At 57.1% G+C, this 21006-nt stretch carries 17 protein-coding genes and 1 tRNA gene; 9 read left to right on the forward strand and 9 right to left on the reverse strand.

The annotated features are described in order from the left end of the window. The first annotated feature begins 230 nt into the window (after positions 1-230). Positions 231-989 carry a metallophosphoesterase family protein gene (locus VPK24_RS03235; RefSeq protein WP_099533092.1) on the forward strand — a complete coding sequence of 253 codons (759 nt, stop codon included), beginning with the start codon at positions 231-233 and terminating at the stop codon, positions 987-989. A 43-nt stretch (positions 990-1032) separates the two neighbouring features. Here VPK24_RS03235 and VPK24_RS03240 read toward each other — a convergent pair whose 3' ends face one another. Continuing rightward, positions 1033-1866 (reverse strand): M48 family metallopeptidase, encoded by an 834-nt coding sequence (locus VPK24_RS03240; RefSeq protein ID WP_099533093.1) that lies wholly within the window; start codon positions 1864-1866, stop codon positions 1033-1035. Between the two features lie 355 nt (positions 1867-2221). On the opposite strand from VPK24_RS03240, the gene VPK24_RS03245 reads away from it, so the two are divergent. Both VPK24_RS03245 and VPK24_RS03250 read left to right on the forward strand, forming a co-directional pair. Next, complete coding sequence (locus VPK24_RS03245; RefSeq protein ID WP_393010660.1) at positions 2222-2644, forward strand: Npun_F0494 family protein; 423 nt, start codon at positions 2222-2224, stop codon at positions 2642-2644. A gap of 199 nt (positions 2645-2843) precedes the next feature. After that, positions 2844-4271: a cobyric acid synthase gene (locus VPK24_RS03250; protein ID WP_393010662.1), complete on the forward strand. Its 1428-nt coding sequence runs from the start codon at positions 2844-2846 to the stop codon at positions 4269-4271. Between the two features lie 51 nt (positions 4272-4322). Here the strand turns inward: VPK24_RS03250 and VPK24_RS03255 are convergent. Together VPK24_RS03255 and VPK24_RS03260 are read right to left on the reverse strand one after the other, a co-directional pair. After that, positions 4323-4394 (reverse strand) — tRNA-Lys (locus VPK24_RS03255). 178 nt (positions 4395-4572) lie between these two features. Further along, positions 4573-4854 carry a hypothetical protein gene (locus VPK24_RS03260; RefSeq protein WP_393010664.1) on the reverse strand — a complete coding sequence of 94 codons (282 nt, stop codon included), beginning with the start codon at positions 4852-4854 and terminating at the stop codon, positions 4573-4575. Here VPK24_RS03260 and VPK24_RS03265 point away from each other — a divergent pair. Next, positions 4829-5956: a GAF domain-containing protein gene (locus VPK24_RS03265; RefSeq protein WP_393010666.1), complete on the forward strand. Its 1128-nt coding sequence runs from the start codon at positions 4829-4831 to the stop codon at positions 5954-5956. The genes VPK24_RS03260 and VPK24_RS03265 overlap by 26 nt on opposite strands. A gap of 105 nt (positions 5957-6061) precedes the next feature. Here the strand turns inward: VPK24_RS03265 and VPK24_RS03270 are convergent, their stop codons facing one another. The 3 genes from VPK24_RS03270 to VPK24_RS03280 all read right to left on the reverse strand — a co-directional run bounded on the left by VPK24_RS03270 (position 6062) and on the right by VPK24_RS03280 (position 10791). Continuing rightward, the gene (locus tag VPK24_RS03270; protein ID WP_393010668.1) at positions 6062-7780 is read right to left on the reverse strand and encodes a diflavin flavoprotein; all 1719 of its coding nucleotides are present in this window, start codon (positions 7778-7780) and stop codon (positions 6062-6064) included. Between the two features lie 252 nt (positions 7781-8032). Continuing rightward, complete coding sequence (locus VPK24_RS03275; protein WP_393010670.1) at positions 8033-9475, reverse strand: M23 family metallopeptidase; 1443 nt, start codon at positions 9473-9475, stop codon at positions 8033-8035. A 191-nt stretch (positions 9476-9666) separates the two neighbouring features. Then, positions 9667-10791 (reverse strand): biotin--[acetyl-CoA-carboxylase] ligase, encoded by a 1125-nt coding sequence (locus VPK24_RS03280; protein ID WP_393010672.1) that lies wholly within the window; start codon positions 10789-10791, stop codon positions 9667-9669. A 193-nt stretch (positions 10792-10984) separates the two neighbouring features. Here VPK24_RS03280 and VPK24_RS03285 point away from each other — a divergent pair, with 193 nt between their 5' ends. Then, positions 10985-11827 carry a Uma2 family endonuclease gene (locus tag VPK24_RS03285; protein WP_393010674.1) on the forward strand — a complete coding sequence of 281 codons (843 nt, stop codon included), beginning with the start codon at positions 10985-10987 and terminating at the stop codon, positions 11825-11827. Between the two features lie 152 nt (positions 11828-11979). After that, positions 11980-12768, forward strand: a complete 789-nt coding sequence (gene pgeF / locus VPK24_RS03290) for a peptidoglycan editing factor PgeF (protein WP_393010676.1) — start codon at positions 11980-11982, stop codon at positions 12766-12768. A 14-nt stretch (positions 12769-12782) separates the two neighbouring features. Here pgeF and VPK24_RS03295 read toward each other — a convergent pair whose 3' ends face one another. Continuing rightward, on the reverse strand, positions 12783-15434 hold the full coding sequence (locus tag VPK24_RS03295; RefSeq protein WP_393010678.1) for a glycosyltransferase 61 family protein: 2652 nt from the start codon (positions 15432-15434) through the stop codon (positions 12783-12785). A gap of 167 nt (positions 15435-15601) precedes the next feature. Further along, on the reverse strand, positions 15602-16648 hold the full coding sequence (locus VPK24_RS03300) for a DMT family transporter (protein ID WP_393010680.1): 1047 nt from the start codon (positions 16646-16648) through the stop codon (positions 15602-15604). A gap of 30 nt (positions 16649-16678) precedes the next feature. Here VPK24_RS03300 and VPK24_RS03305 point away from each other — a divergent pair, with 30 nt between their 5' ends. Beyond that, positions 16679-16963, forward strand: coding sequence for a cupin domain-containing protein (locus VPK24_RS03305; RefSeq protein ID WP_393010682.1), 285 nt, complete (start codon positions 16679-16681; stop codon positions 16961-16963). A 248-nt stretch (positions 16964-17211) separates the two neighbouring features. On the opposite strand, the gene VPK24_RS03310 is transcribed toward VPK24_RS03305, so the two are convergent. After that, entirely contained in the window at positions 17212-18081 is an 870-nt protein-coding gene (locus VPK24_RS03310) for a DUF4114 domain-containing protein (RefSeq protein WP_393010684.1), read from the reverse strand. A gap of 371 nt (positions 18082-18452) precedes the next feature. Between VPK24_RS03310 and VPK24_RS03315 the strand changes: the two genes are divergently transcribed. Together VPK24_RS03315 and VPK24_RS03320 are read left to right on the forward strand one after the other, a co-directional pair. After that, on the forward strand, positions 18453-18902 hold the full coding sequence (locus VPK24_RS03315; protein ID WP_099533527.1) for a YlqD family protein: 450 nt from the start codon (positions 18453-18455) through the stop codon (positions 18900-18902). A gap of 487 nt (positions 18903-19389) precedes the next feature. Beyond that, complete coding sequence (locus VPK24_RS03320) at positions 19390-20805, forward strand: sensor histidine kinase (RefSeq protein WP_393010686.1); 1416 nt, start codon at positions 19390-19392, stop codon at positions 20803-20805. The last annotated feature ends 201 nt before the right edge of the window (positions 20806-21006 follow it).

The following is a 21006-nucleotide window of genomic DNA, read 5'->3' on the forward strand; positions in this document are numbered from 1 at the left end:
AAACAACGACAGCGCGATCGAACAACAGCAGCGCGATCGGCTTGATCGGCTACAGCCATCACCGTAACTTGTGACGATTCTCACGGGTGATCGCGGATCAGGTATTAAGCGGTCAAAACCTGATGGCGCTAAGCTGTAAGTCGAATTAACGGCGGTCTGCGAGGAACTCCCCCATCAGATCGCGATCGTGAACTGGCATGTTGGGGCGATCGCACGTCAAGATAATAGGTATGGATGCGACTTCAGCGACTCGAAAAATTGTCATTGGTGATGTCCACGGACAATACGATGGCTTAATGCACTTGTTGGGCTTGATTGCACCTGGTCAGGATGATCAGCTCTGCTTTGTGGGTGATTTAATCGATCGCGGCCCCAAAAGTGCCCAGGTGGTGGATTTCGTGATGCATAGCCCCTACCAATGCTTGCTGGGGAATCACGAACGCATGTTGCTGGACATTTTGCACGAGGGTCAAGTGCTGCAACAACCGCTACAAGCCTGGCTTTTCAGCGGTGGACAAATGACCCTGGTGAGCTATCAAGATTTTTATGGTGAGCCGGGAATTCCCCATGCTCACTTTGACTGGATGCGATCGCTCCCCCTTTACGTTGATTGGGGTGACTATTGGATCGTCCACGCGGGGGTGGATCCCACCTTGCCCTTAGATGTGCAAGGCATTCAGCAATTTTGTTGGATCCGTGACTCGTTCCACAGCTTCCCCCAGCCCTACTTCAACGACAAAACGATCGTGACGGGCCACACCATCACCTTCACGCTCCCGGGCATTGAACCGGGGCAATTGGCTCGGGGGCCCGGCTGGCTGGACATTGACACCGGAGCCTATCACCCCCGCAGCGGTTGGTTGACGGGCGTTGACCTCACTCAGCAAATGGTCTACCAGGTCAATATTTATCGCAGTGAAACCCGAATTCGGCCCCTGGCGGAAGCGACGATTTCGATCATGCCAGAGGCCGTGGTGGGTCGATTCTAGGGGCGATCGCCTGTTTTCAGTGCCCGTTTTTAGCGCAGGGCCGCTAGCGCAGGGCCGATCGCACAAATCCTTGATATTCCGCATTGTCCAACCCCATGCCATTGCTACCATTGGGGCCAATCAGTTGCAGCAATCGCGCCACCCGTTCATCGCTGTTGGGGTGAGTACTGAGGATGGCAGGCGGTTCCCGCCGACTACGAAGTTTTTGTAAAAAGCTGGGCAACCCGATCGGGGCATATTGGGCCCGTTGCAGCAGGGTCACCCCCACTTGATCGGACTCAAATTCCGCTTGGCGACTGCGGGGCAAATTTAACGCCAACTCCACACCCAGGCTGGTGGCCCGGCGGCGATCGAGACCCGTGGCGCTCAAAATTCCGTCCGACAGGGCCCGGCTCCGCAGGTTTTTAACCACATGGCGCTCGGTGATGTGGCCAATTTCGTGGGCCATCACGCCAGCGAGTTCCGCTTCGTTTTCGGCCGCAACCATCAGCCCCAAATTGACATAAACAAAACCGCCCATGGTGGCAAAGGCGTTGATATCGCGGCTGTTGACCACCCGAAAGGTGTAGGGAATGTTGGGGCGGCTGCTGACGGCGGCGAGGCGCTGCCCGATCGAGTCCACCAGCCGATTGAGGGGACTGTTATTCACCAATCGCAATTGGCGGCTCAGTTCCCGATCGATCTGTCGCCCTAAATCCACTTCTTGGGCATCGGAAAGATTCGAGAGTTGATAAACTTCAAAGCCGCGTCGGAGCAGGTCTAACCAATCGACTGCTTGGACGATCGGTGGCGTGCTGAGGGTGGTGATCACGGCCGCACAAAGGGCCAGCAAACCGTAAATCCAGCGGCGCGATCGCCCGGAGGTGAGGAAAGTCATAGCTTCAGTTCCTTTGCCGATCCCTTTTCCCATCTATCATTGACCGGGATGCCTGAAAACTGCGGGATTCGATCGGCCACTGACGCGATCGACCAATCCTTAACTAGGCTGCTCTAAATGACGGAATTTCTCATTCTCAAGATCCAACGACACTGTACTTTGGAGATAGAAATCAGCAGGGGTTCATCAACGGTCGAAATTGTCCAAGTTTAACCATTCCCATCGCCAACATTTCCCACCTTCAGCATTTCCAACACTCTTCAGCATTTAAAACTCCCAGGATTCAGCATTTCCAGGATTTAGCATTTCCAACACAAGGGTTAACCAACAGCTAGGCAAGGATTGAGGTATTGGCGTGGAAACAGCGGAGCGAGCAAATCAGCAGGTGAACCCAATCCAAATCACCTATCCTGAGAAAACGGTGCATCGAGCCGCGCGTGCTGTCCGTTGTGCACCGTTTGGGGTGAAGTTCTACGAGTCCATGCGCAGTCGCAGTGTGGCGATTGCGGAGTTGGTGGGTGCGGCGGCTGTGCAACAATCAATGACCCGATCGCCCTTGAGCGAATTGGCCGCAGAAAACGAACTGATGTGGTTGATTCAGGTGGGGATGTTACGACGGGAGGTTGATGGTCAAGGTTTGACCGATCGATTCCGACTCACGCCCCTAGGTTTTTTATTGCTCGATCAGTGGCAAGCGAATCCCGTCGCCTGGACTCAGGGCCGATGGGGCGATCGCCTGCGGAATGGTTTGTGGCGCTGGGGACGGTGGCCCCTCTAAGCTCCGCTCTCTCGTTTCATTGCTCAGTTTCATCTTTCAGTTCTGTCCTCCGGTTGCGGCCCGGATTTCGACGCAGACCTCGGCATGAATCCTTCCCCGCCGTGGCGAAGGCTCTTGCCCCTTAAAACATTTCAGTAATCGCAGTATTTGGGATAACCGATTGTCTATCGGTTCCGAAGTTGAAGGTTAATCAACGGTTATGGACACACAGGCTCTCAACGCAATTTTGCTCATCGGCACAGGTAGCGCGGCCGGGAAGTCGCTGTTGGCTTCAGCGCTCGGTCGGCTGCTGTATCGACGGGGCCTGAAGGTGGCTCCCTTCCAAGCCCAAAGCACCTCCTCGATGCTCTACACCACCAACCAAGGGGAACAAATCGCCTATTTTCAGGCGGTGCAAGCCTGGGCGGCCCGCACGGAACCCCAAGCGGATTTCAATCCCCGCTGTCCTGGTGATCAGTCTCCGGAACGGGTCTGGGCGGTGCTCAAACAATCCCTTGAGCGGTTAACTCAGTCCTTTGATGTGTTGGTGGCTGACGGGGTGGGCAGTCCGGCCGATGCGTATTTGACGGGGCAGGATGTTTGTAACTTGCACTTGGCGCAAACCCTGAATGCGCCTGTGGTGTTGGTGGTGGATGCCGATCGGGGGGGCTGGTTGGCCAGCGCGATCGGGACATTGGAGCTGATGGATCCAACCGAAAAAGCACTGGTACGGGCGATCATCATCAACAAATATCGGGGGAATCCCGATCGGCTCAAGCCCGGTCGCGATTGGTTGGAACAGCGCACCGGAATTCCCGTGGTGGGAGTCATGCCTTGGCTCCAGAACCTCTTCCCTTCGCCTGAGTCGATCGACCTGTTTGCTCGCCGTCGTCGTCAATCGGACATTGAAACCACGATCGCCGCTGTGCGCTTGCCCCACATCGCCAGCTTCAGCGACTTGGATCCGTTGTCGGCCGAGCCAACGGTTTCCCTGCGCTACATTGATTTGGGTCAAGAATTGGGCTATCCCGACGCGGTGGTTTTGCCGCGATCGAACAACCTGGCCGAAGATCTCCAGGCCCTGCACCAATCCGGCTTTGCGGAAGATCTTCAGCAATACGCGATCGCGGGCGGCACTATTTTGGGCATTGGCGAAGGATTCCAGATGCTGGGTCGCCAGGTGGTGCAACTGCAAGGGCTAGACACCGCTTCCCAAGAACTGATGGGGCTGGATCTGTTACCCATCTCCAGCATCACCACGGGCGACTGGATTGATCGAGAACGCCAGGCCACCTCCAACTATCCCCAAGCGGGCTTACCGGTCACCAGCCGCGAATTTCGCCAAAGCTACACCCAAATTTTGGACAGCCAAAGTGTGCAATCCCTCTTTGATGATTCCAAACTGGGCGTGGTGTCCAGCAGCCAACTGGTTTGGGGAACCTATCTCACGGACATTTTTGATAGCAGTCCGTGGCGGCGAGCTTGGCTCAATCGTTTGCGTCATCAACGGGGTCTGTCTTCCTTGCCCACGGGAATTCCCGACTACCGGGAGCACCGGGATATGTTGCTGGACTCACTGGCCGACGATGTGGCGGTCAATATCAATCTCGATCGACTCTGGGCCGCCATCGGCCTTCACTTTAAATAACGCAACAGAATGAGCGATTCAAGACGCGGCTCAGGATGTTGCTTCAGAAAATGGGTGACCTGGGATTCGAACCCAGAACCAGCGGATTAAGAGTCCGATGCGCTGCCGTTGCGCCAGTCACCCTGGTTGCTTGTGGGTCAAGCTTGTTTATATTGCCAAAGATGCTGAAAAAGTTCAAGCACCTTTGCCAGAATTCACCCAAAATGGGAATGGAAAACACGATCGCCCCCGCCAAGGATCGCGATCGGCCAGCAAATTAGCCCCTCAGCGGCGAGACTCTCAGGCGCTAGACTCTCAAGCGCTAGATTCTCAGCCAAAGCACAATAGGGTTAGTTTGCCGTTTCCAAGCTTGGCATTTCCCGATCGGCTCATCTCCAGCATCCGCCAACCCCCGCGCACCCTGCCCAATCCGCTGCCCGATCGTCCCTTGGCAGCCGCTGGTGGTGATGCCCAGTGGCGAAAAGCGGCCAGTTCCGCGATCGGGGCCCCGCAATTCGGGATGAGTGATACCTTGGCTAGAGTTGGCATTCACGGCGGCGAGTTGGGAGAGCAAGGTTATGAGCGATCGCGATGGGTCCGGCATCTTGGCCAGTCCCGAGGTTTCCAGACTCAATGCTGAAATCGATCGCCTTAATGCCCACAACGCTGCCCTTCGTCTTCAGCAGGAACTGTTGGGCAGTTGGATCGTGACAGCCCGAATGACCACCGCCACCGGCTTGGTGTTGCGGGCCCTGACTCAACAGATCTTGGAAGCCCTGCAATCCCTGTGCCAGGCAGAACAGGGCAGTATTTTTCTCCTCGATGAGCACCTGCAAGCCACGGAATGTTTGTTGGCCCGAGGCTCCACCATTCGGGAGCAAAAGCGAGAAATCGTTAACCAAATTCTGAAAGAAGGGCTGGCGGCCTGGACGATTCAGCATCGACAAATCGCGATCGTGATGGACACCATGACCGATGAGCGGTGGTTGCAACTGCCCAACCAACCCTACACGGTGCGATCGGCCCTTTGCATCCCCATCCAGCGCGGAAAACGGCTGTTGGCGCTGGCCACTCTCATGCATAGCCAACCGCACCACTTCACTCCTTTGCGTGTGGAGCAGGCCCAATTTGCCGCCGATGCGATCGCCCTCAATTTAGAAAACGCCTTGCTCTATGACCAACTCACCAGCACCCTAAACGAAAGCAAAGAGGATCTTCTTAGTCACGAAGCGCCGTCCTTTGGGGGCGAGTCCAACGCCTTGCCCTCCTTGGCGAACCCCTTTGAAGACTCGATCGCCAGCTCCAACATTCTCCCCAGCAGCATCCAAAGTGCGGTCAATGCCAGCGAAGCCCGCGGCCTCGAAGAAACCGGCCTTTACATCACCACCGCTGAAGGGCGATTGCGTTACGTTAACCGCTGCTTTGCTCAAATTTTTGGCTATCGGCGGCGCGAATTGGCGCGGGTTGAATCCATCCTGGATTTAATTCCCGTGGACTATCAAGCCATGCTGGTTCACAAGCTGGAAGACTGCATTCGCGACAACCAGCGCCCCTTAAGTTGCTTGCTGCCGGGACTGCATCGATCGGGGCGGTTGATTGGCCTCGACTTGTACGGTGAGCGGATTCACTTTTCCGGCGAACCGGGCGTGATTGGCATGGTGCGCCGGGTCGATTCATCGCCCTATCGCACGGGCAACACCGTTTAAGGAGAGTGGTTGAATTAGCCAGTGGTCTACGGGTCAGGTGGGCATTGCCCACCCTACCGGCTGTTGATTAACCCTTGACCCGATCGCGCCCCGGAGTCCTGGTGGTTAGTAGTGGTTGCCCACTTTGCGGTGGTGAACGGCCGTGAGGGCATCTTCCTTCGAGACCCGACCGTTATCGACGGCGCTGTAGACCAGCCAGTGATCCCCGCAATCCATCCGGCTGCTGACCTGGCATTCCAGATAGGCCAGCGCGTCGCTGAGGATGGGGGAGCCGTTAGTGGCTTGCTGGGTTTCCACACCGGCAAAACGGTCTTCACCGGGGCCAAACCGCTTCAGGAAGTGCCGCATCAGGTGGCCGTAGTTGCCCTCTTCCAAGATGTTCAGCACGAAGCGATCGCCCACTTGCATCAGCGACTCGATCGCCCGGTCTTTGGCCACCGCGATCGTGATTCCCAGGGGCTGGAAGCTGGCTTGCACCACCCAAGAGGCCAACATGGCGCTGGCCACATCACCCTTCTTGGCCGTGATGATATACAAGCCGCCGCTCAAGCGGCCCAAGGCCTTATCCAAATCGGAATCTAGGGACTTCATTTGCTTGACGGTCTCTTTAACCATCAATGCCTGGCCCAAGTCCGTGCCCGCTTCTTCGCAAAGTTGGTAGGTGAAGGCTTGGGGCTTGGTGCTAATCCGAATTACGTCAAAGGCTGGCTTCAGACCCAAATCCCGGAAGCGGTTGAACAGGGGATAGCTCGGCTCGTCTTGGCCACCGCCAGACTCAAACACACCAATCCGCTGCTTGTTGTTGGCCACGGTCAAGATAGTGCCGATCGCCGCTTCGCATTCCCCTTGGGGCGGTGCAGCCAAAACCAGCGCCACCGATCGCTCCACCAACTCCCGCAACTCCTGAGGATCAGCCGCTTTCAGATCCATCATTTCCACCGCCACGCCGGTTTTGGTGATCCCCTTGGCGATCGACTGGGACAGCCGATCGCTGTAGCCATAGTCGGACACATAGAACACGGCGGCAGTGGTTTCCGCTTCGGCCTTGGTTTGGCTCCAGTGTCGATAGCGACCGGTGAGTTCAACCACGTTGTGGCGCAACAGGGGGCCGTGGCCGGTGGCGATCGTGTGGTAGCCGGGGAGGGCATCCATCCGCTTCATGGCTCCCAAGACCGATCGGGCATTCGGGGCCATCAGGCATTCGTAATAGAACCGAAAATCTGGCTCGATCGCCCCCAAATCCGCATCAAACAGGTCATCGCTGCAATAGTGCATCCCAAAGGCATCGCAGGTGTAGAGGGTCTGCGTTCCATGGTCGTAGGTAAAGATCGTGTCTGGCCAATGGAGATTGGGTGCATTCAAAAACTCCAGCACATGCCCTTGGCCCAAATCCAGGCTCTCGCCGCTTTTCACCAGCAGCTTGCTGAAGGGCTGGTGAATCAGATTTTCCAGAAACTGAATCGCTACCTTGGAAGCCACCACGGTGATATTAGGATTCAGGGCCAGCAGATCCGCCACCAAGCCGCTGTGATCCGGTTCCGTGTGGCTCACCACCAAGTAATCAATCTGGGCCGGGTCGATCGCGCCCTTCAGGGTATCCAGATAGAGTTGGCGAAATTTGGCGTGGGAGGTGTCCACCAGGGCCACTTTGTCCCCACGAATCAGGAAGGAGTTATAGGTTGTGCCGTTTTGCAGGCCAAATTCAATATCAAAGCGATCGCGATCCCAGTCCAGCGATCGAATCGTCAGGGTTTGGGCGGCAATCTCGGCGGTTTGAATCGTCAACCGCTTCTCGGTTTGCGGACGTTCTGTGGCGACAACCATGCTCGCACCTCCTGGGCTTGACCGATCTGGATGAGGAATTTGTTAAGTTGTTTTACCTATCTTGACACAAGGGATACAGAAATACCGGGCGATCGGGCGGGGCGATCGTTTGTAGTCGTGATGCTGAAAATTGACATGACTTATCAGTAAACCTGAGGCACTTCAAATTTACTGATAGGTTATATTTTCTGCGCGAGTTGTCTGGGTGGGGCTGGGCTGCTTGGTCTGCCACTCGATCGCTCGATCGCCAGGCTATTGCACTTGAGCAGCGGCCTTGGTTTCGTCGATCACGGCGTATTGGACTTTGTAGGAAGACTTCACCGCCTCGATCGTGGCGGCCATCAACGCTTCAAAGGGATCTTTAGGTTTGTCAGCAGCGGCGATCGGGCTGCTTGCGCCTGCCAGGAACTTCGCCGGATCCGTCACCACCCAACCTTGGGCCGTGAGCTGACGAACTTCAAAGTGCAAGTGCGGCCCCGTGGACATGCCCGTGCTGCCCACCCGACCGATCACTTCCCCTTGCTTGACCGTAGCTCCCGGCTTCACAAAAATTTCTGATAGGTGACCGTAAAGGGTCTTTTGCGTGTCGCCATGATCCAACACCACCGTTAGCCCATAGCCCCCCAAAAAGCCCCCGATCGAGACCTTGCCATCCAACACCGCCACCACGGGTGTGCCCAAGGGAGCCGAAAGGTCAGTGCCCGCATGAAAGCGGCTGTAGCCCAAGATCGGATGCACCCGCCAGCCAAAGGAGGAGGAAATTGGAGCCAAGCTGGTGAGCGGAAACAGCATTTTCAGGTTGCCATTGCCCAACAGGCCCTTGGGGCGACTGCTGCGGAAATAGTAGCTGTTGGCATCGAAGTTCACGCCGTTTAAGCCCACGGTTAGGGGGCCGATTTTGACGGAAATGGGCGATTGGGCAGGCAGGGCGCTGCCCACGGAACCAAGGCGCATGGGGCTGCCCATTTGTAGCTGGGAACCCCGATCGCCCGTGGGAATGGCCACAATTCCGGGGTGGCCGGCTTGGCCGGGTTGCCCAGGCGATCGGGTCACGGTGCAACCGGCGCTGAGGCGGCCGCCCACACTGGCGCAACCGGTGGAGCGTTCTGTGAATTGAATTTCGCTGGGTGGGGCCTGGCGTTGGGTGGCTCCCAAGTTGAAATCATTGGACTGGTCGATCGGGCCGCGGCTGGTAGAGCGCTCTTCCGGGGAAGGGGCCAGGCGAGGAACGTTCGGCAGTTCCCGTTGGGGAGTCCGCTCCACGGCCGGTGCGGGCCGCTCAATTCGGGCTGGTCGATCGGGATTGGCGGCGGGCTTCGGTTCCGGCGGTGCAGCGGGTGCTTCCGGGGCCAAGTCTGCGGAACCGCCGCTGGGGGCCGCGTCGATCGCCCGGATTGGGGTTGCCAGTCCGCCGAGCAAGCTGGTCATTGCGCCAACCCACCCGAGACCTTGCAAAATGCGACGGCGACGGCGTTGGAGACGGGTGGGAAAGTTGGGGCGGTGGTTCATGGCGCGGTTGGGAGCGCAATGCATGGCGTAATGGGACGGGGACAGCAAAAGCAGCGTGAAAGACCTTGTTCCAGAGGGAGCGCAGTGGGCTTCGGGCGGACGAGCCGTTGGGGAAGCGCCACTGAGCCTTAGACGGCGCGATCGCCCAAAATGTTCAGAAAATGTTGAGCCACGGTCTGAAATCACAGCCAAAAACGGCTGGCGCACCCTTTGACCGGGGCTTTGGAGCCAGGACAGTTGCCAAAGCCTGAGGACGTTACTGCTCTCTTCAGGAATGGCAATGACGGGTCAGGGGGTTCTGGCTCAGTCCTCAGTCATGATAGCAAGGGAAAAAGCAAAAGCGCTTAACACAACCTCGCGGAAATCGAAAAGACTATTCAAGGATTCTTTAAAAAACCCGTAACCTGTCCACCGTCTGGGCCAGGGGATTCAGGCGATTGGGGCGATCGGGCGTAGCCTAAGCGCACCGCGCCGGGGGAGAGATGTAATTCCGCAGCCAGTTGATCGGAAAACTTGACCCGGAGTTCTCCGCGCGAGGTAATGCCCACGGCGATTCCGGTGCGATCGCCCACTTGCACCGATCGCCCGCAGGTTTCCAGCAGTTCTAAATAATCCGCCAGAAAACTTTCGATGCCGCCCGTTTGGAGCTGTCGATCGCCCCGGTCTAAACCCGCGATCGCCAGGGCCGCCAACTCCGCCAGCGATCGAATCGGTGGCCCACCCTCCGCAGGGAAATCAGTCGGCGGCAACAGGGGCGGGGGGGGCAGTTGACTCGCCTGATTCGCCAATGCACTGGCCCCATGCAGCGAATTAGAGCCATCAGAGATCTTGGACGAGTTCGATGAGCGATCGGCCCAATGACCTAAAGGATCTAAGTGACTTGAAGGATCTAAAAGACCTGGGCGATCTACTAATTGATCTGATGATTGATCTGATTGATCATGCAATCGTTCTGGAGACCCTAATTCTGGAAACTCCAATTTTGAAAACAACTCCGTGGCATTGATCCCCGTCTCGGGAACCGGATTAGCCCAATTCAACCCCAACCCCGTAACCGCGCGGGCAATCTTGCCACCCACCAATCGGGTTTCCGTCAGCAACCCGCCCCACTTGCGCCCCCGAACCACCAAATCATTGGGCCACTTCAGCGCCACCGGCACACCCCGATCTCGCAGGGTTTGCCCCAGGCCCCAAGCGGCCGCCAAGGTCAGTTGAGCCCCGTCCTCCGGTAGCAACTGGGGTGCAAAATAGCGCGAGAGGTACAACCCGCCCAAGGGCGACGACCATTGGCGGCCCCACTGCCCCCGCCCTGCCGACTGTTGCAGCGCAATCACGATCGTCCCTGGCTGGGCCCCCGCTTGGGCCAGCTCCCAGGCCACCTGATTGGTGGAGCCGGTCTCCGCTAGCACCTGCAACCTGGGCAACCGAACACCGAGTCGCGCCGTTTCGCGCAACACGGCGGCACTGAACTCTGCGGGGTCGATCGGGGTGGGTTTCAACACCAATGGTTGTCTAATTGCTTGCTGATTTTTAAGGTCGTGCTTGCGGCGATCGCCCCTTACCCTACCGCGATCGGGTCACCCAACGGATCGCCTCCATTTCATTCCTCCAGCCCAGCCAGCCAAGGGGTTTAAACCCCTTGCCCCCAGCCAGCCAGCGCCAGCCATTTTTGGGATCTCTAGAATAGGGATTGAATTGACCCGCGATCGTCCGATCGCCCCGCCGATGTCGAGCTTGTCTACTGCCCAGGAGTCCACCCCTGACGGCGCGATCGCCCCCAACGATTTGGCGCTACCGACTGTCACCATTCATCAACCCCAACCGGCTGATATTGTTTACCCCTCTGCTGATGGAAAACCCTTGGCTGAAACTTACCTTCACCTCAATGCAATTATTGCAATTTTAAAAGCACTGCAATTTCACTTGTGTGGTCAACAAGCGACTGTTTTAGCTGATCAATTTCTCTACTACAGCCAAGGGTATCCCAGGCTGCGAGTGGCTCCCGATGTGATGGTGATTTTTAATGTGGCTCCCGGTGGCCGAGACAACTACAAAATCTGGGAAGAGGGAGAAATTCCCAGCGTTATTTTTGAAGTCACCTCCCCCGGCACTCGCCAGGAAGACCAACACCATAAACATTGGCTTTATCAACAAATGGGGGTGCAGGAATACTGGCTGTTTGACCCCAAAAATGAGTGGATTGAGGGGCAACTACGCGGCTATCAATTAGGGCCGAGTCGCACACCGGACGGTGACCCCTGTGAGGCATATTTACCCATCACAGACAACCAAAGTGCTGTGTTGGGGTTGCGCTTAGAAGTTTGTGGGCCGCTCTTGCGATTCTTTAATGAGGCCACAGGGCAATGGCTACCGATGCCAGACGAGATTGGGGATGTGTTAGCTGAGCGCGATCGAGCGGCGGCAGAACGCGATCGAGCGGCGGCAGAATTGGATCAAGAACGCCAAGCCAAAGAAGCCGCGCTGGCAGAATTAGCAGCATTACGGGAGCGCCTGCGACAACTGGAGACCGACGAATAAAGACGCATAAAAATGCATCAATTTTGTATGCATAGCGCCAATTTCGATCGCCTGGACTATTTCCCGACCCTTGAAACTCCCCACCATTCAAGTTAGGAGAAATTGCACATTCCACCTATCATGCCAACTCAGAACCCTTGGGAGGCTCGATCGTGACTGGCTGGCATTGGCGCAACTGGCAAGGACTGCCCTATCTCACCTGCTCCCTGTTGGAGCCAATTCCCCACGGTTTTTTTACCCGGCACTTTGCCCCCCGCCCGCCGGCCGAGTTGGCTTCGGTGCTGGATGAAGCGGCCCAAACCTTCCGAGTCAAGCAGGTGCATGGCGATCGGGTGGTGGCTCCGGCAGAAATTGCAGAAATCACAGCAGGGGCCGTGCTCCAAGAGGCGACGGCCACCGCCAGCGAACAATCCACCTATCCCCAAGCCGATGGTCTGTTGAGCGATCGCCCGGGACAGGTGATGTGGGTTTGCAGCGCCGATTGCACCCCGGCCTTAATTGCGGATTTAAAAACCGGTCAGGTGGCGGCGGTGCATTCCGGTTGGCGGGGAACGGCGGCGGCCATTGTGCCCAAGGCGATCGAGCGGATGCGCCAACAGGGCAGTCAACTGGCGGATTTGCGGGTGGCGCTGGGCCCGGCCATTTCCGGTTCGGTTTATCAAGTGACGGAAGCGGTGGCTGAAGAGGTGGTGGCCTCGCTGGCTGTGCCCCTGAAGGAGGCCCAAGGTTGGGAACAGCCGCCCGTGTTGCCGGATCCGGAACCGGGAAAGGCGCGGTTGGATGTGCGCCAAACGATCGTCCAGCAGGTGTTGAATTTGGGTCTTGATCGGGAGCAGGTCACCGTCGCGCCCCACTGCACCTATTGCGAGGGCGATCGGTTTTTTTCCTATCGCCGCGATGGCACGAAGACGGTGCAATGGTCAGGAATTGTTAGCACTTGATTGATGCAAGAGGCCTAATCAATTCCGGCTAACTTCAGCAGGGCCTTCAGGCGATCGAGGTTGATCGTAATGTTCTGTTGCACGGCGGTGGCCTGTTCCGCACCGGGCGCTAGATCCGCCGTGAGGTGATAGTGCTCCAAGCCGCCCAAGTTGCTCAGGAGCCAGTAGGTGTTTTGGCGGTGACTGGGCTGGAAAATTTCAATTACCTTCGTGCCCGGCTCTGCAAACACCAGGTTCGTTAGCCCGGCCCCATGCACCGCCACAATCACCTTGGCCGCTGCAAAGGCCGCTGCCTGATCGACCAGCGGCAGGCGGGCCGGGTCGATCGCCCGAAAGCCGAACTGCTCCAAGGTTGCAATCACCTCCCGATCGTTCAGCACTTGGCGGTAGGCGGCGCTGCGGCGGGTGATGTAGAGGCGATCGGGAAAGCGGGAAATGCGGGCCGGCTCCAAAAAGGTATCGCGCAAAAACTGATGGGCCCAGCGCGATCCCCGATAGATTCGCAACTCGGGAATCGCTGGCACCAACAGCCGATCGGCCGTTAAGTGGGGAATTCGCCCCTGAACCGGATCCACGGAACCAAACCATTCCGTATGGCAGCAGGCCACCACTTTTTCCAGGGGAATTTGCAACCGCTCAAAACTTTGGTGCTGAAAGGGCAATTCATATAGATTGACCACAAAGCGATCGATCGAGTCCCACGCAAAGCCCGATCGCCGCAACACCTCCAACCGAGGCAACAGATCAAACATCCAGTGAAAATAGGTGACCTTGCCCCAGCGCGTGGCCAAAAAAGCCACCGTTCCGGCAAAGTGCTGGGGCGGCGGCAGGTGGGGCGAACTGGCAATGATGGCGCTGTAACCCGTTGAACAGTCGCGAATCACTTGATTTTGGGCATTGAACACCACGCTGCACAGGTTATCGCCCCAGGCCCGCCCCTGGGGAATCGCAACGGTGTAGGCGGCCGGCGCATCCAAGGTATGGTCGATCGCCTGTAATTCCGGCAGGGGATCGCCCAAGCCTTGGGAATCGCGCAGGGGATGGGTTTCCGGTTCAAAGGCGGGAAAACAGTCCGTTCCCGGTAGCTCAGCCGCCACACCCTGCCAATTGGTGGCCAGGAGGCTGGTGGCTTCCGCCAGACCGTCAGGTAGTTGGCAAAACAGGCTCGGGGAAGTGGGCGATGGATCGGCCGGCGGCAATCCGGCGGCCGCCAGTACGGCTTGGATGCCATCGTAGGCGGGCCAAAATTCTGGCTGATAGCGCAGGGCGGCCATGAAATGGTCGATCGCCCGTTGCCATTGCCCCTGTGATTGGGCCCGACGAGCCAGGGCCGCTTGGCGTTCCGCTTGGAACCAAACGCTATCGGGGGCGAGCTGACCGGCTTGATCCCAAAACCAGCAGGCCAGCCGCCACCAACCCAATTGTTGCAACAGAGTTCCCCCTTGCCGAAAGGGAATATCCAAACGTCGGCCGGCTAACAGAATGGCTCGACCATAGGCGGCCAGCGCGGCGATCGGGTGGTTGGCCGCTTCCAGGGTTTGGCCATAGTTGTCATACACCCGGGGATCGGTGGGGTTATCTTGAATGGCTCGCCGCCACAGGGCCAGGCGATCAGGCAATGATGACCGGGGCTGGGATTCGGCATAGGCATAGTAGACCCCGCCCTGATTGGCTCCGGCGGTTAAGGCCCGTTGCCAGGCCAGGCTGGCCAGGTGGTCTTGTCCCGATCGCGCGCAGAGATCTGCCAAGGCGCACCAATCACTGGGTGGGGCCTGCGGATCCAAAGTCAAGGCCCGATCGAGGGCGGCCATGGCCGCTGGCCAATCCCCCGCCTGACTGGCCAGTTGCGACCAGCGGCGATAATCGGCGGCCGTTTCGGGAAAGGCCAAGTCCGGCGCACTCTGCAACATTTGCCAAGCCCGTTGCCACTCTGGGCGATCGGCACATTCACTGACCTGGGGAAACCAACTCCAGGGATCCTTGGCTCCCACTTGCCAAGCCCGACGCAAACAGCGGTTACCCGTGGGGCGATCGCCCCGTTCTCGGTGGGCTTGGGCCAATCGATGCCAAGTCACGGCCCGATCGCCCCCCAGGGCCAGGGCCGTTTCTCCGGCCTTGATGGCCCCGTCAAAATCGCGATCGCTCAGGAGCACAAAGCAGAGTGCCTCGTGCCAATCGGGTCGATCGCTCGGTTCCCAGGCGATCGCCGTCCACCAAGCGCCCTTGGCCCGCGTCCAATCCTGACGACTCGCCCAAAATCGGGCCGCCCGCTCCTCTAAATAGGTGGACTGATACTGATTTTGTTTGGCCTCGTCGTAGGCGCGCATGGCCTCCGACCACTCACCCATCGCCCAACACAAGTCCCCCAAAGCGGCCCAAGCCCGCCCGGCCACCCGGGGCCGCACTGCCACCAACCGCTGCACCGGTCGCCAGGCTGCCCGTCGATAGCCCGCTTGGCCGTAAGCGTCCAGCAGTTTTCGCACCAATTTGAACGAGCCAGGACGTTGGATCACGGCCGTTTCCAGCGCGGCCAAAACCGCTTCCGGTTCGCCCGCTGCGGCCCAAGCCTGGGCCCAACGCCACCAACGCCCCACAGGAATTCGCTCTTGGGCCCAGCGCGATCGGGCAAAGGTGCAAAATGCGGCCACAGACCAAAACTTCAGCACGATGAATCCTCAAATCCTTGCGGACAGTGCCCCTACTCCCAGGTGATCGCCCCCGCTGGCTTCCCTTTGGGCAACCCCTGAACCATCCCTTTCATCACTCACTCCATGGCCTTGGTGATCGGTACAGTTCGGCAGAGTTCAGCGCAGTTCGGCAAGATAGCTCAGGGTCACCCCTGGGTCGATCGCCCCCCCAACACCACCAGCACCACCCCCAGCAACACAATCACGCCCCCCAGCAACACGCCAACTCCCGGTTGTTCCCCAAACACCACCCACCCCAAACTACTGGCCCCCACCGGCTCAAACAAAATAGCCAGGGTGACCCACAGGGGCGGCATTTGGGTCACCAGCCAATTAAAACTGGTGTGGCCAATCAGTTGCGGAACCAACGCCGACAGGGCGATCGCCAGCACCGTTGTGGGGGTGATGGTTTGCCAACCGCCGCCCCACAGGGCCACCAACGGACTCAACAACAGGGCCGCACTGCCATAGGCCAAAGCCGCGTAGGAACCAAGGGTCAGCCCCCGTTGTTGGGCAACCCGCCCAAGGAGCAGGTAGCCTGCTGCGGCCAAGGCTCCTGCCAAGGCTAACCCATTCCCCAGCAGAGGGTCGCTGCCGATCGTCCCGGCATCTTGGCTGAGGGCAATCACGGCGCTGCCCGCCAAGGCGATCGCTAGGCCAGCCCAGGTAATCCAACCCGCAAATTTCTGCGTGATAACACTGGTAGCTATGGCCACCCAAACCGGCGTGGTGGTGACCAACACGGTGGAGGCGGCGATCGAGGTATAACCCAAAGAACTGAGCCAACAGACGAAGTGCAGCGCCAAGCAAGCCCCCGCCCCCACGGCCCAAGGCCAGGCCGATCGGGGCGATCGCCAGGTTTGGGGCCAAGCCGGAGCCACCGCCAGCGCCGCCAACGTCACCCGTCCCGCCGCCAACCACAGGCCAAATCCCCAGTCCGATCGCCCCGCCGACTGCATTGCCCAGCGAGCAAAAATCGCCCCCGTTGAAATGGCCGCCATCCCCGCCAACAGCACTCCCCACCGGAGCGATCGGGCCCGGTGTCCAGCATCGGAATTCACAGCGGCGTGAGTTGGGGATTTCAAATGCCGACCTTTTGAATGCTGATTTTTGGAGCGCTCATCTTTGGGATGCTGATTTTTCAAATCCCGACCCTTGGCCAAGTGCAATCCATCCCGTCCTACAATCGCCATCAATTCTCTAGTGTTTTTCCATGTTTTGCCATGAGCACAACCACGACTATTCAGCTTGAATCGCACCCCACCCCCGATCGACTCGCGGCTTTGGACGTGTACAACTGGCCCATTTGGACAAAACAAGTTTCAGAATTTCCATGGACCTATGATGAAGCGGAAACTTGCTACATCCTTGAAGGTGAAGTGACCGTCACCCCCGAGGGCGGTGAACCCGTCACCATTCGCAAAGGCGATTTGGTCACCTTCTCTGCCGGTTTGGCTTGCACATGGAACATCACCCAAGCCATTCGCAAGCACTACAAATTTGGCTAGGAAATTTGGCTAGGAAATTTGGCTCAAGATTGACCCAGACCAAAATCTGATTCAACGCCTCTGGTCAGAAATACCTGATCAACAACATCAGAAAAACCCCGGATTCCCATCATCGAGAACCCCGGGGTTTTTTGATCAACTTCGACTCAGTTCAATTTCTGCAAAATCCTAACTGGTTCTTCAGACTTCAGAACCCGGAGAGTTCAGCAACCCTAGCCCAACTCCTGCTATCCGCAGAGGTTGAAGCCCTAGGATGCGGTGTCAGACTTGCGCGAGCGACGCTTCGCTGACCCAGCCAGACCCAGACCCACCAGGCCCAGACCCATCATGATCGTCGGTTCCGGCGTGGCCACCCCTGCGATTTCACGGTTGTTCTTGCGGCCGAAGTCGATCACGAACACCGTGTCGTTGAAGTCTTGGTCACCACCGCCCCACAGATCTTCAAAAGCCAGCACCAGCAAATCTTCGTAGAAGTAGGACATGGCATGTTGCTTGCCATCGGGATTGTCCTTCGCATTGGCCCGGAACTGACCCGGAACCGTCTTGCCAGTGCGCACATCCTTGCCGGAAATGCCGCCGTTAATCCAGTTGGAAACCAGGCTGAAATCAAAGATCGTGCCAGCCTTGAACTTGCCCAGGTTCACCCAATCTCCCACGTTCAGGGGGCTGTCTTGAACCGATCGCCCTGCGACAGCAGCGTTCGGATTTTGGCAAAAGCCGCTGAAGTTCACCAGGGTCTTGCTTTGGCTGGGGCTGCAAGAGGTGTCCCCAAAAATCTTCGTCTGCGCCGTAACCGTTGTTCCGGTGGTGGCAAAGTCCAGGCGGTTGCGATAGCCGCCAGCCGTTTCACCGAGGAAGTAAACCTTCACATCGTGGTCATGCTTCAGTTGCAGCAGTGATTCATCCAAGGTGCGGAAGTTAATTTCGTTGGGGTCTAACTTCCGAGCTTCCTTGCCTACAAAGGGAGCCATGGAGGGCAACACTTCTTGGAAGTAATCTGGTGCTGTGCTACGAGGATTGATGTCAAATGCTTGGGCTGATCCGGCTGCAACACTCAGGGTTGCCACGGAGGCGGTGACGGTTGCTTTAATCAGGATAGAAGAAATGTGGTTACGCATGAGTAGAGAAGACTTCAGAGAGTGGAACAGTTGCGAAGTTAGAGAACGGTTTCGCCTGGATCGTTGCAAGTATAAAAAATTACTTTGACTTGCAATTGAAGCTTCGATCAGATGGCTAGAAACCAGAGACACACCCAAAAGGTTTAATACTTTCTACTCAAATCCTAGGGGCTGTTCCTGAGTTTTTTGATGAATTTTTGGTCAAGAAAATGGCCGATTAAAAGGCGAATATGAAGTGCAAGGGGGAAAAGGTTGATTGCCATGGCTCACAGTCCCGCGATACGATCGCGCCCGGGCCATGGTCTCTGGCCGATGCAAAAACACTGAGACCGATGATCAACACCCAGGACACCTCAAGCGTGCAAACTCCCATGGATACGACTTCAGCGGGCCTGTGGCTCAAGCGCCCCGTGATTGTGAAGGCCGTTGTTACGCCGCGCTGGAAGGAAGATGCGCAGGTTGAATTGCAGCGGCAAATTGACCAGCTCGATCGCCAGTTACAACAACTGGAAACCCAAGGTCAGCGGGCGATCGCGGAAATTCAGCGTCAGAGCATTCAACCGCCCGGCCCGGAAGTGACTCGCCAAATTGAAAATATTCAGGCCCAGGTGAACGAACAGAAATCCCAAATGCTGGAGCAAAAAAACCAAGTTTTGCAACAGCTCAACCGGGTTCACTCCTTGGAACTGGATAAGGAAGTGATTCAAACGCAAATGGAAAGCCTGTTTCAGGTGCAACAAGGTGATAATTTGATTGACAAGATGCAGGTTGAAATTCTGCTACGGGATGGCATTGTTGAAGAAATTCGTGGTGAACTGTAACTAGGTTGCGTTTTTTGGGGGTGTGAAGTTTACACCCCACGATTCAGCTTGGAATCTGGGATGGCTAGATCGAGTCAAGCAAATTTAATACAGCTAATAAAATTAAGAAAATTCATGTGATTCATGAAATTCATGTGACTAATCAAGTCAGTTGGATCACGATGCACGGAATGAGCTTGAATTGAGTTTTTAAAGTCAAGTCAAGTCAATCAGTTCAGTTAACCAATAACCAATTCAAAAACAAATAACCAATAACCAATTCAAAAACAAAATTCAAAGCAAAACTCAAAACAAAACTCAAAGCAGAATTCAAAACAAGATTTAAAAACAAATTTAATCTATTAATTTGGGCAAAAAATTTGAGTCAATAAAGCCAATTGGGAAATTCAATCAGCTAGCCAGCTCAAGTCAATTCGGAGGCTAAATTAGGTTGATCGAATGAATTACGATTAGGGAGAATGCAACTACTCATCATTTGAGGACGATCGTGTTTCAGACAACGCGGCGACGGCTGGCCCTTTGGTACGCGACCGTAACAGCAGTGTTGGTGCTGGTGGCTGCGATCACCTTTTATGGTTATGCGAGGGCCACGCTGGTCGATCGGGTAGATGACACGATCGAACATGCGATCGAACTGGTGGCTCGATCGTTGGTGATTGAATCGGTGCAGGTGCGCGATCTGGCCGCCATCGATCCACAGCAGATGATTACTCGGGCCCGGGTGAACCTGGAAGCCAGCTTTCGGGACAACACGGGCACGGTTTGGAATGATGTGGAAGACGATCGAATTGATCTGGAGTGGTTTAGCCCCACGGGCCAGCAGCTTTGGACCAGTTTCGCAGAACCCTTGACCATTCCCCTGCATCCCACTCGCAAAAGTGAAACGGTGAAAGTGTTGCGCGACGGGCCCGGGAAGCCAGCCGAGGGGCGGGGCCCGGTGGAACCGCCGTTGGTGTTGCGGCAACGCACTCAAGCCATTGCGCTGGGTGGCCAACCCTTGGGCTATTTACGAGTCAGCCACCCTTGGTTTGAGGTCACCAAGCCGGCCCAGCAGTTGGCGATCGACCTGAGCGTTGGGGTGGTGGCGTTGATTGGGGCCGTGGGGGCGATCGGGTGGTGGTTGTCGGGGTTGGCCATGGAACCGGTGCGCGAGTCTTACCAACGCTTGCGGCAATTCACGGCCGATGCATCCCATGAACTGCGCAACCCGATCGCCACCATTCAAACCAATGTGCAGGTGGCGTTGGCGGAAACCAACCCCCAAATGGAGCGATCGCAGTTGGAAGCGATCGAGCGGTTAACTCGCCGCCTGGGGAAATTGGTGGATGATCTGTTGTTTTTAGCCCGCCAAGATAGCGGCATTGTGCAACCCCAGTGGGGAACGGTGGATTTGGCGGAATTGCTGCTGGAGGCGATCGAGGAGCAAATGGCCCTGGCCACCCGCCAAGCATTGGAATTGATTCCCGAACTCAGTGAAATTCCTGATGAGCGGGCCTGGATGGTGCGGGGCGATCGGGATCAACTGGCACGGCTGCTCACCAATCTGATTGGCAACGCGATTCAATACACGCCGTCGGGTGGGCGGGTTTGGGTGCGGCTCGATCGGGACTTGCGCAAACCCACCTTAAAGCTCGAAGTCCAGGACACCGGCATTGGCATTGCACCGGAAGCTTTGCCCCATTTGTTCGATCGGTTCTACCGTGCTGATGTGGCCCGATCGCGCCATCGCACCGGTCAATCTGCCGGGTCGGGGTTGGGGCTGGCCATTGTCCAGGCGATCGTGCAAGTCCACCAGGGCCAGATCCGCCTCGATAGTCAGCTCGATCGGGGAACCACCGTCACCATTACCCTGCCCAGCTTGGTCGAACCCCCGCTTGAGGTCGGTAGCTATCAGCACAGTTAGGCGATGACGCGCCATTGGGACGTGCCATTGGGACATTTGGGCTATCCCCAACGGACCTTAATTCGCAACTTAAATGAACGTGAATTCGGGTTAAGCAGGGAGTTCAATGCCTAGTGTCGCTAGGTCAAGAGTGGGCTTCTTGGGCTGATGGCAGTAAGCAATCAGCCCACTGAGCAAATGCACAAAGCCACTGACTGGACT

The sequence above is a fragment of the Limnothrix redekei LRLZ20PSL1 genome (assembly GCF_043235035.1).
Taxonomy (GTDB): Bacteria; Cyanobacteriota; Cyanobacteriia; order CACIAM-69d; family CACIAM-69d; genus CACIAM-69d.